Origin of the sequence: Absicoccus sp. (genome assembly GCF_034090965.1) — a bacterium.
Classification (GTDB): Bacteria; Bacillota_I; Bacilli_A; order Erysipelotrichales; family Erysipelotrichaceae; genus Absicoccus; species Absicoccus intestinalis.
The window spans coordinates 1-11,000 of the sequence record NZ_JAXDRQ010000044.1; the positions used below are offsets into that span (position 1 = coordinate 1).

Genomic DNA, 11,000 nt, shown 5'->3' on the forward strand with positions numbered 1-11,000 from the left:
GCAAGCGATTTACCACGCCTCTTTTAGAGGCAGCATGTAACGGGGTTGCGACTGGCGAGGTTTCAATGGTCGAAGGACCTGCGCAACAACAGGCCCTTATAGGGCATTCAATACCACTAATTTTTATTAGTGGTTTTTATACAAATGATTATTGTATAAAATATATACTTAAATGAGAAAAGTTCACATTTAAATATTGAAAATAATTCTTTATTAAGAATATAATGTGATTGACATCAAACTACGGAAAGGGAGAAATACTATGCTAATTGAATTCAATTTTAAAAACTATCGATCCTTTAGAGATGAGGCAAGCTTATCGTTGTCTGCGGAGAAGATCACAGAGTTTAGTAGCAGTGTTGTATCGATTGGCAAAGAAAAGATACTTCCTGTAGCTGCTATTTATGGAGCGAATGCGAGTGGTAAATCCAATGTGTATAAATCATTTGCTTTTATGTCCAATTATGTAAAATACTCCTTTCAATATGGTGATGATGAAGTGAATTATGAAGAAGTTCGACCCAAACCGTTTTTATTTGACGAAGAGTCGGAACAAAGCGAATCAAGTTTTGAAGTCTTTTTCACTCTTCCAAATGATATGTCCGGACGAACGTATAATTATGGATTTTCTTTAGATAGTAACGGGGTAGTCGAAGAGTGGCTAAATACGAAAGCGAAAACTTCAAAGGAATATAGATTAGTTTTTTATCGGGGAGAAGAAGAAAATGATTTTTCGGGTATTCCTAAGAAGAGTAGAGAAAATATTGAATTGGCATTAGAAAAGCAAGTGCTTGTTGTTTCGTTGGGTGCAAAGCTAAAAGTAGAAAAATGCAAGCTTGTACGTGATTGGTTTTTATCGAATGAACTTGCTGATTTTGGCGATCCCGCAAGAAATTTTTTTATGTCTAGAACATTACCAAAAGGTTTTACAGAAGATCCATCGGTCCAAAAGGATGTTCTGAAATACTTTTCTTCTTTTGATAATCAAATCAAAGGCTTTCAGGCAACAAGAGTTCCAAATGAAGAAGATGAACAGGATGAACAATTTATCATTGAAGCAAAGCATAAAAGAATCCATTCCGATGATTCTGTCATGATTCCTTTATCGGATGAATCCGATGGAACATTGAAAATGTTTGCGTTATATCCCAAACTTCACGCCGTATTAGAGAAGGGAAGCGTACTTTTTGTCGATGAATTAAATGCACGATTACATCCGCTTCTTGTTCGAAATTTCATTTTGACCTTTGCAAATCCAAAAATCAATGTGAATCATGCACAACTGATTTTTACCACACACGATACATGGCAATTATCAAATCAATTATTGCGTAGGGATGAAGTTTGGTTTACCAATAAGGATAGTAATGGATTGTCTTCCTTGTATTCATTGGCAGATTTTTTAGATGCAGATGGATCGCATATACGAAAAGATGAAAACTATGAAAAAAATTATCTTTTAGGGAAATATGGAGCGATTCCATCGTTATCGGCTATTGATTCGTTGATAGGAGATAAAAATGGCAAAAAAGGATAGAACGGGAAAAAGAAAGAGGCGTTCACATCGTAGTCTAGAAATGGGATATTATCTTGTCGTAACAGACACCAAAGCTACGGAAGAAAATTATTTTAGAGGATTGCGTAATAGTTTACCCAATGATTTGAAAGATCAATTAGTCATCAAAGTTGTTAAAACGGAAACAAAAAGCTTATTAGACAAATGTTTAGAACAGTGGCAGCTGACTCCACAATATTGTAATCCTTGGATCATTTTTGATAGAGACCTAGTCCCTAATTTTGATCAAATTATTTATAAAGCGCAACGGATGGGAATTCATGTGGGATGGTCAAATCCTTGCTTTGAGATTTGGATGTTTGGGTATTTTGGAAACATACCAAATATTATGCGTTCAAAAGAATGTTGTACAAAATTTAGTGAGTTATATAAAAAGAAGACTGGTCAGGAATATAAAAAATCGGATGAAACAATTTATCATAAACTCATCCAATTTGGAGATGAAGAACTGGCATTAGACAGGCAAAAATAAAATATCATCAATGTGATAAAAGTGGGAAAAAGTTCCATCGGAAATGTGGCCGTGTACAACCGTCAATGAATTGGTATATGAAATCGTCGAAAAAAGAGATAAAAAGAGAATATAGGAATGAGGTGCTCCCCAAAAGTTAGACATTTTTTATGCAGAGAAATCTGCGCTTTTTCTTTGTTTCCTTATTTTTGGACCCCGTTCATCTTCCAATCTTTTTTTACATTATCGTGCCATACGCAAACGAAAAACATACGTTTGCTTTTTATTGAAATGTATATTCTTATTACAAAATGATCTCTTGTTGAAAAAACAAGGAGCCCATATCTCCTTTATATTGTGCACGCTTACACCATGGAATTATTGGCAAAGCTTGCGAAACTGGTCTATAATCGAAACATAGAAAGAGGAATCTATATGAGTTTCACATTTGTTAAGCATTTACCAATCCCAAAAGAAGTAAAAGAGGCCTATCCTTTATCCGAAAAGGCGAGGGCTATCAAAGAAGAAAAAGATAAAGAATTAGCGAATATCTTTCGTGGCAAAGATGATCGTTTTGTATTGATCATTGGGCCTTGTTCGGCGGACAACGAAGCCGCTTTGTTGGATTATGTATCGCGATTGAAAGATGTGCAAGATAAAGTCAAAGATAAGATCTTTATCGTCCCTCGTGTTTATACCAATAAACCACGTACGACCGGAAAAGGATATAAGGGCATGTTGCATCAACCAGATCCCGAAAAGGGACCGGATTTGATGGCTGGTTTGATTGCCATTCGTAAGATGCATATGCACGTCATTGAACAAACGGGATTCATTACTGCCGATGAAATGTTGTATCCATCCAATCATTGGTATATGAGTGATATCGTATCGTATAATGCCGTGGGAGCCCGTAGTGTGGAAAATCAGGAACACCGCTTGGTAGCTTCGGGCGTGGATGGCCCTTGTGGTATGAAAAATCCAACCAGCGGCGATTTTAATGTCATGTTGAATTCCATTGAAGCCGCACAAGCGGAACAAGAATTTATTTATCGTGGCTGGGAAGTCAAGACCAAAGGCAATCCTTTGACGCATGCGATCTTGCGTGGAGGCAATAATAAACATGGCAACAACATTCCAAACTATCACTATGAAGATTTGATGCGTTTATGCGATATGTATGCCAAACGGGATTTGGAAAATCCAGCCTGCATCGTGGACTGCAACCATTCCAATTCTGGCAAACAATATCGCCAACAAATCCGCATTGCCCGCGAAGTGTTGAATAGTCGTAAATATTCCACCGACATTCATAAAATGGTCAAAGGCTTGATGATCGAATCGTATTTAGTACCAGGCAATCAACATATTGGCGATGGCATCTATGGAAAATCCATCACAGATGCTTGCCTTGGCTGGGATGAAAGTGAGCAATTGATCTACGAAATTGCGGAGGCCTTATAATGCAAGTGGGCATTTGTGGTGCTGGCACCATGGGTCATTCCATGGCCGAGATCTTTGCGAAAAGTGGCTATACCGTTACTTTGTACAATCATCGTCTGCCAACTTTAGAAAAAGCGAAGACACAAATCGATCCCTCGGTACGCGATGCCATCGTGTATACAACTTCATGGGATGATCTCTATGCCATGGATCTGATCGTTGAAAATGTCAAAGAAGACATGGATGTCAAATTGGCCTTCTATCAAGAACTATCCAAACATATCCAGGATACGACCATTGTAGCCACCAATACATCGGGTCTATCCATCAATGCTTTAAGTAAAGGTATCAGCCATCCGGAACGTTTTATTGGCTTTCATTGGTTCAATCCACCAACCATCATTCCGTTGATTGAGATCATCAAAGGTGATCAGACAACGGATACGATTGCGCAAACCATCTATGATGTGGCATTATCCCTGGATAAAAAGCCAGTCATGGTCAATAAGGATGTCTTAGGCTTTGCTGCCAATCGGGTACAATTGGCCGTGGTCCGCGAAGTCTTAGATCTTGTTGATCGCGGTATCGTTTCAAAAGAAGGCGCCGATGATTTGATGAAATACGGACTGGGCTTTCGCTGGGCTTGTCTAGGCCCTTTGGAAACTTTGGATTTTGGTGGGCTAGACACCTTTTATCACATCAGTGAATACTTGATCCCGGATCTTTGTGATTCGCATGATGTACCAAAGATCTTAGCGGAAAATTATGAAAAAGGTCGCTATGGTATCAAGACCAAAGCGGGTTTCTATGATTATCCCGATGATTTGGATCAAAAGAAGACACAAGAACGAGACCAAAAATTAGCCGCATTATACAATGCCTTATATAAGAAATAAATCGTATATGGCTCCTTTCCAAGATGGAAAGGAGTTTTTCATTGTCTTTCGAAATATACGTAAATTGATGGTCTTTTGCCAACTTACAGAAAAAATGAACGATTTTGCGGAAAATAGCCAAAATAAAATGAACGATTTTGTGGATTTAAAAAAGAGACAGACCCATTGGTCCATCTCTCTACTCCGATTTATACGACAATTCTTCAAACAAAGCCTTCTATCCATGGCCAATAAATCCAAACCATACGTAAGGACCTCGTTTTGTTTCGAGGCATGGGCCAATGTACCCACAACCAGGAAGAACATTTGCAAGACATGTAAAACCACTTGACGGATAAATCCATAATCTTTGAATGACAGGAGGGTTTTTGTCATATCTTAAACACATGGATTCGTATGAAAACGCCCATGCAAATGGAAAGGATCCATTCGTATGGGCATTCGTTATTTGTCATCTACTCGCTATTTGATGAATCAATATGCTTAAATACATGACATTCTTCACATTTGTAACTTCCTCATTTTTGTTTTGGAACCTCACGAATTTCATAGACATCCGGTTCCTCTTCTTTTTGCTGTTTGAATTGCGCTATCAATAAGACGGCAATGCCCGCAATGATCACGATGACTTTCGTAACCGTACTGGTGGACATTTCAAATGCTGTGGATACTGCCTGATTGCTTGAGGGAATGACATACCAGCTGATCAATAAGATACAGGCCGACATCAATAAGTTTCGTACGATATTGCCCGCAATATTTCCAGGACTCAATGCCGATACCCCCACGGCACTGGCCACCATAAATGGCAAATGGAAATAGCTCATCAATATCTGAATCAAAAATGGTAAGGCAATCAATTGCACGATCATCCAAACCAATGCTTTATGTGGTTGTTGAAAAACGGCACAATAATCTGCCACCTTCATACATAAGATCATCGCCAATAAAGCAAGCCCAAACCAATGCACCAAGGTCCAAGTTTGGGTAACATAAATGGTTGGATTGGTTGCCAATAACACAATGGCAGCAACCAACATACCAATCGCAATAAATTGAGAAAGACGGCGACAAACAAGTTTTGTTGTTTCCATAAAAATAGACCCCCTATAGAATGGGATAATAGGCGAATTATTTTTTTTGTCAATAGTTTAGTTTGAATTAAAGTAACCCCACTATGATGAAACCAACATGAAGGAGGTTTATCCTGTGACACACAATTCAGCCAGTCGTGCCATGTTAGCTATTGCTCTTAGCTTGACCTTGAGTGCCGCCTCTATGCCCATACAAGCTCAAGAAACCGAATCACAAACAGCGGATACCCAAAATTATGATTATTCTGGTACACAAAGTGCCCAAGTGACCAATAAAAATACCAAGAATCAAACCGTTTCCAGCGAAACTGCCGATGAAAATGTCGTTTTAGCAAACAATGGAAAAACATCGACCATCCAAAAAGCCACCCTAAAAAAATCTGGCGATAGTACCAATGACGATACGAGCAATTTTTATGGGACCAATGCCATGGTCTTAAGTGTTGGATCCAATTCCCAAGCCAACGTATGGAATAGTTTACTATCCAGTACCAGTAAGGGATCCAATGCCTTATTTGCCACCGATTCCGGAACGATCTTTGCTTATAACGATACGATCCAGACAACCGCTGACAATGCCCGTGGCCTAGATGCCACGTATGAGGGTACCATCATTGCTCGTAAGTTGAAAGTGAGCACGCAAGGCAATCATAGTGCCGCCCTTGCGACCGATCGCGGCGGTGGCAACGTCTCCGTTTCCAACAGCACCCTATCTACGAGTGGTTCCGGCAGTCCTTTGATTTATTCCACCGGATATATTGTCGTGGATGAAGTGAGTGGCACCACCACCAATTCGCAGATTGCCGGTTTGGAAGGCTACAATACGATCTTGATCCAAGATTCGGAATTGAACTCGACCATGACCACCAAGACCGCCAGTGATCCGATGGCCAATGGTATCATCCTTTACCAATCCACATCCGGTGATGCCGACACATCCAGTGCGCAAACGGCTCATTTCCAAGTCAAGGATTCGACCTTGACATCCAATATCCAGTCCGGTGCCATGTTTTATGTCACCAACACAACGGCCAACATTTATTTAAAGAACACCAAGCTGGATTTTGATACTTCCAAAGCCAATCTGTTGACTGTTGCGGGCAATGATTCGAATAACTGGGGACAATCCGGTTCCAACGGGGGAAATGTAACCTTGACCGCCAAAAAACAAACGCTCAAAGGCAATATTTCAGTGGATGATATCAGCAACTTGCATTTCTATTTATTAAAGAATTCCAGCTATACGGGTACCATGACAGGCAATCCGGTCAGTGTATCCATCGATAAAACGTCCAAATGGATCGTTACGGATGATACAACGGTCAATAATTTATCGGTGGCCAAAGGGGCAAAGATCATCGATAGTAAGGGGAAGACCGTATCGATCGTCGCCAATGATAAAACCGTTGTGCAAGGGGATAGTTCAAAAATGATCACAGTCACAGGCACATATTCTACGACCGTAACCACATCGTCGGTAAACAATGCGATCACCAGCGCCATTGATACCACGAGCTTTGAAGCGTATTATAAAAATCATAAATCATGAAAACTTTTCAATAATGAAAAAAATAATTGAAAAAATGTTGACAGAAATGAAAATTAGGATTATTCTATGACCATAAAAACAAATCGCTGACTAGGAGAGTAAGCTTGACAGGATTTTCTAGCGAGATGGCACAGAGTGGAAGGCCATTAAATGAAAGCAAGCCCAAACGCACCTATGAGAGTCCAAGTGAAAATAGTAGCTTGGAACGTTTCACCCACGTTACGGAGAAGAGGCCTTGTTGGAGGCAACTAAAGTGGTACCGCGTTGATAGCGTCTTTGGATCTTTGGATTCGAAGACGCTTTTTTTCTTAGCGTAAGCGTAGAAAGAAAGAGGACAAAAACATGAAAAAATTTAACAAGATCGTATTAGCGTATTCGGGCGGATTGGATACATCCATCATGATTCAATGGTTGAAAGAAAATTACGATGATCCTGAAATCATCGCGGTATCGGGAGATGTCGGACAAAAAGACGAATTAGACGGTTTGGAAGAAAAAGCCCTTGCTACAGGTGCTTCGAAATTCTATGCCTTAGATCTAAAAGATGCCTTTGTGGAAGATTATATCTATCCTTGCTTAAAAGCCGATGCCGTATATGAAGGCGTCTACCTATTAGGAACGGCCATGGCACGGCCATTGATTGCCAAAGGCTTGGTTGACATTGCCCATAAAGAAGGAGCCGATGCCATTTGTCATGGCTGTACTGGAAAAGGTAATGACCAAGTACGTTTTGAATTAGGCATCAAAGCCTTTGCTCCGGATATGCCGATCATTGCTCCATGGAGAGAATGGGAATTAAAATCCAGAGAGGAAGAAATCGACTATGCTGAAAGTCATCACATTCCGCTAAAGATCAACAGAGAAACCAACTACTCCAAAGATAAGAACATCTGGCATTTAAGCCACGAAGGTTTAGATCTGGAAGATCCAGCCAATGAACCCCAATACGATAAAATCTTGGAATTGGGCGTGACCCCAGAAAAAGCACCCGATCAACCGACTTATATCACCTTGCATTTTGAAAAAGGCATTCCCACTCAATTGAATGGAGAATCCATGAGCGCCCAACAATTGTTGTTGAAACTGAATCAATTGGGCGGAGCCAACGGCATTGGTATCATCGACATGGTTGAAAACCGGTTGGTTGGTATGAAAAGTCGTGGTGTTTATGAAACCCCAGGCGGAACCATCCTGTATAAAGCCCATGCCTTATTGGAAACCATTACGATGGATAAAGAAACCCAACACTTCATGCAACATGTTGCCGTGAAATATGGGGAATTGGTTTACAATGGCCAATGGTTCACACCATTAAAAGAAGCGTTGGATGCCTTTGTCGATAAAGCCAATGAACATGTCAATGGCGATGTGAAATTGAAATTGTATAAAGGCAACATCATTCCAGCCGGCATGACTTCACCAACCAGTCTGTATTCGGAACAAATCGCAAGTTTTGGTGAAGATGACAGCTACGATCAATCCGACTCCAAAGGATTCATCAATTTATTTGGCTTACCAATCAAAGTCAAAGCGCAACAAGAAAAGAAATGGAATAAATAATAGATAGGGAGGATCATTTATGGCACTATGGGGCGCACGTTTTTCAGAACAAGCCGACAAACGGCTACAAGCATTTAATGCATCGATCAAAATCGATCAAAAAATGGTCAATCAAGACATTCGAGGATCCATTGCCCATGTGACAATGTTGGCCGATCAAGGCATCATCGACAAACAGGATCAAGAAGCCATCGTTTCCAATTTAAAACAAATTCAAACGGAAATTGCCAATGGTTCTTTACCCATTGATCCCGATGCCGAAGATATTCACATGTTTATCGAAGCCGAATTGACCAAGCGAACACCAGCTGGAAAAAAAGTGCATACCGCCCGTAGTCGAAATGATCAAGTGGCCACCGATTTTAAGCTATATAGTTTGGATACATGCGCGACGATCCAACAAGATCTTGTCGCCATGATCCAGACGCTATTGCACCAAGCCAAAGCCCATACCCATACGATCATGCCTGGGTATACCCACCTGCAAAGGGCACAACCCATCACCTTCGCCCATCATTTGATGGCCTATGTGGAAATGTTCAAACGCGACCTTTCCCGTTTGGACGATGCCATGAAAAGAGCCAATACCTGTCCATTGGGAGCTGGAGCTTTGGCCACCACGACCTATCCCATCGATCGCTATGAAACGGCTGCATTGTTAGGCTTTAGCAGCCCGACCCTAAATAGTATCGACAGTGTCAGCGACCGTGATTTTGCGATTGAGATGACCCATGCCTTTGCCCTGATCATGATGCATCTTTCTCGTTTCTGTGAAGAAATCATCCTTTGGTGCAGTTGGGAATTCCAATTCATCGAATTGTCCGATGCCTTTGCGACCGGCTCTTCGATCATGCCCCAAAAGAAAAATCCCGACGTTGCTGAATTGGTACGCGGCAAGACCGGACGGGTCTACGGCGATCTAAATACCTTATTGGCCATGATGAAAAACTTGCCCTTGGCCTACAATAAAGACTTACAAGAAGATAAGGAAGCCTTTATGGATGCCGCCCAAACGGTGGAAGATTGTTTGGTGACCATGATCCCAATGGTCGATACGTGGAGCGTACATCCTCAAAAAATGAAAGAAGCAGCCCAAAAAGGATTTATCAATGCCACCGATTGTGCCGATTACCTGACCAAAAAAGGCATGGCCTTCCGTGATGCTTATGGCTGCATCGGTCAACTTGTCAAGTATTGTATTTCGACCAATCAAGATCTAGAATCATTATCGATGGACGAGTACCATCAGATCTCACCATTATTTGAAGAAGACGTCTATGAAGCCGTATCTTTAAAGACCTGTGTCAAAAATCGAAATGGGATTGGCGGCCCGAGTCCAGACATGGTAGAGAAACATATTTCTATCGTAGAAAAGGAGTTGAAAGCCTATGAATAAGTTACAAGTCGGTATTATTGGTGCCAGTGGATATGGTGGTGCCGAACTGGTTCGTTTATTGTTGAACCATCCCGATGTCGAAGTTTGCGCCATTAGTTCCCATCAATATACGGGACAACCCATTAGTGCCTTATATCCAGGTTTTCAAAACTGTACCGATCTGGTCTTTATCGAACAAGAACAAGTGATTGAAAAAAGTGACTTGATCTTTGTGGCCTTACCATCCGGCTTGAGCGAACCCATTGCCAAAGCTTGTATCGAACAAGGCAAGAAGATCATTGATCTTGGTGCCGATTTCCGATTGGCTTCCAGTACCGAATATGAAAAATGGTACGGCAAGCCGTTTGGCGATCCACAACTCCATACCCTAAGCGTATATGGACAAAGTGAGCTACATCATGATCAAATCAAAGAAGCCAAGATCATTGGCAATCCGGGCTGTTATCCAACATCAATTGAATTGGGGTGTTATCCAGCCATTGTTGCTGGCTGGGTCGATACCGATCATATCATTTTGGATTCCAAATCCGGAACAACAGGCGCGGGCAAGAAATTAACGGAAAATACCCATTTTCCACGAACCAACGAAGCGTTTGCGCCCTATAAAGTCGGTTGTCATCGTCATACTCCAGAAATTGAAATGATGCTTTCTGAAATGGCCAAAAAACCGGTCAAAGTCACCTTTGTACCGCATTTACTGCCCATCAATCGTGGCATCGTTTCGACGATCTATTTGCCACTGAAAACCGATGTCGATCTGGAAACGATCCATCAAACGTACCAAGAAGCCTATCAGAACGATCCATTCGTACGCGTTTTGGATCTAGGCAAAGTCGCCGACTTAAAGTTTGTGACCTATTCGAATTATTGTGATATTTCCTTGCATATGGATAGCCATACCCACACCTTGATCGTTGTCTCTTGCATTGACAACATGATCAAAGGCGCCGCCGGTCAAGCTATTCAGAATATGAATATCATGTACGATTTTGAGCGAATGCATGGTTTAACAACCATAGCTCCTTCATTTTAGGG

The 11,000-nt window shown here is 41.2% G+C and carries 9 protein-coding genes and 1 other annotated feature; of the genes, 8 read left to right on the forward strand and 1 reads right to left on the reverse strand.

Going from position 1 to position 11,000, the window contains the following annotated elements:
• Positions 1-262 precede the first annotated feature (262 nt).
• The 4 genes from SOS22_RS05815 to SOS22_RS05830 all read left to right on the forward strand — a co-directional run bounded on the left by SOS22_RS05815 (position 263) and on the right by SOS22_RS05830 (position 4,366).
• Complete coding sequence (locus SOS22_RS05815; protein ID WP_320596613.1) at positions 263-1,537, forward strand: ATP-binding protein; 1,275 nt, start codon at positions 263-265, stop codon at positions 1,535-1,537.
• A complete protein-coding gene (locus SOS22_RS05820) occupies positions 1,521-2,048 on the forward strand; it encodes an RloB family protein (protein WP_320596614.1) in 528 nt (175 codons plus the stop codon). Before SOS22_RS05815 ends, SOS22_RS05820 begins: the two co-directional genes overlap by 17 nt.
• Positions 2,049-2,462: 414 nt before the next feature.
• Entirely contained in the window at positions 2,463-3,491 is a 1,029-nt protein-coding gene (locus SOS22_RS05825; protein WP_320324763.1) for a 3-deoxy-7-phosphoheptulonate synthase, read from the forward strand.
• A complete protein-coding gene (locus SOS22_RS05830) occupies positions 3,491-4,366 on the forward strand; it encodes a 3-hydroxyacyl-CoA dehydrogenase family protein (protein ID WP_320324762.1) in 876 nt (291 codons plus the stop codon). The genes SOS22_RS05825 and SOS22_RS05830 overlap by 1 nt, the downstream gene beginning before the upstream one ends.
• Positions 4,367-4,884: 518 nt before the next feature.
• Here the strand turns inward: SOS22_RS05830 and SOS22_RS05835 are convergent.
• On the reverse strand, positions 4,885-5,460 hold the full coding sequence (locus tag SOS22_RS05835) for a hypothetical protein (protein ID WP_320324761.1): 576 nt from the start codon (positions 5,458-5,460) through the stop codon (positions 4,885-4,887).
• 115 nt (positions 5,461-5,575) lie between these two features.
• Between SOS22_RS05835 and SOS22_RS05840 the strand changes: the two genes are divergently transcribed.
• The 4 genes from SOS22_RS05840 (at position 5,576) to argC (ending at position 10,998) form a co-directional block, all read left to right on the forward strand.
• Entirely contained in the window at positions 5,576-7,009 is a 1,434-nt protein-coding gene (locus SOS22_RS05840; RefSeq protein ID WP_320596615.1) for a hypothetical protein, read from the forward strand.
• Positions 7,010-7,086: 77 nt separating this feature from the next.
• Positions 7,087-7,290: a binding site (T-box leader), on the forward strand.
• 61 nt (positions 7,291-7,351) lie between these two features.
• Positions 7,352-8,569, forward strand: coding sequence for an argininosuccinate synthase (locus SOS22_RS05845; protein WP_320324759.1), 1,218 nt, complete (start codon positions 7,352-7,354; stop codon positions 8,567-8,569).
• A 19-nt stretch (positions 8,570-8,588) separates the two neighbouring features.
• Entirely contained in the window at positions 8,589-9,965 is a 1,377-nt protein-coding gene (argH, locus tag SOS22_RS05850) for an argininosuccinate lyase (RefSeq protein WP_320324758.1), read from the forward strand.
• Positions 9,958-10,998 (forward strand): N-acetyl-gamma-glutamyl-phosphate reductase, encoded by a 1,041-nt coding sequence (gene argC / locus SOS22_RS05855; protein ID WP_320596616.1) that lies wholly within the window; start codon positions 9,958-9,960, stop codon positions 10,996-10,998. Before argH ends, argC begins: the two co-directional genes overlap by 8 nt.
• The last annotated feature ends 2 nt before the right edge of the window (positions 10,999-11,000 follow it).

Coding starts and splice junctions, on each gene's coding strand:
- SOS22_RS05815 (WP_320596613.1), top strand. CDS start 263: ATGCTAATTGAATTCAATTTTAAAAACTATCGATCCTTTAGAGATGAG.
- SOS22_RS05845 (WP_320324759.1), top strand. CDS start 7,352: ATGAAAAAATTTAACAAGATCGTATTAGCGTATTCGGGCGGATTGGAT.
- argC (WP_320596616.1), top strand. CDS start 9,958: ATGAATAAGTTACAAGTCGGTATTATTGGTGCCAGTGGATATGGTGGT.
- SOS22_RS05830 (WP_320324762.1), top strand. CDS start 3,491: ATGCAAGTGGGCATTTGTGGTGCTGGCACCATGGGTCATTCCATGGCC.
- SOS22_RS05835 (WP_320324761.1), bottom strand. CDS start 5,460: ATGGAAACAACAAAACTTGTTTGTCGCCGTCTTTCTCAATTTATTGCG.
- SOS22_RS05820 (WP_320596614.1), top strand. CDS start 1,521: ATGGCAAAAAAGGATAGAACGGGAAAAAGAAAGAGGCGTTCACATCGT.
- SOS22_RS05825 (WP_320324763.1), top strand. CDS start 2,463: ATGAGTTTCACATTTGTTAAGCATTTACCAATCCCAAAAGAAGTAAAA.
- argH (WP_320324758.1), top strand. CDS start 8,589: ATGGCACTATGGGGCGCACGTTTTTCAGAACAAGCCGACAAACGGCTA.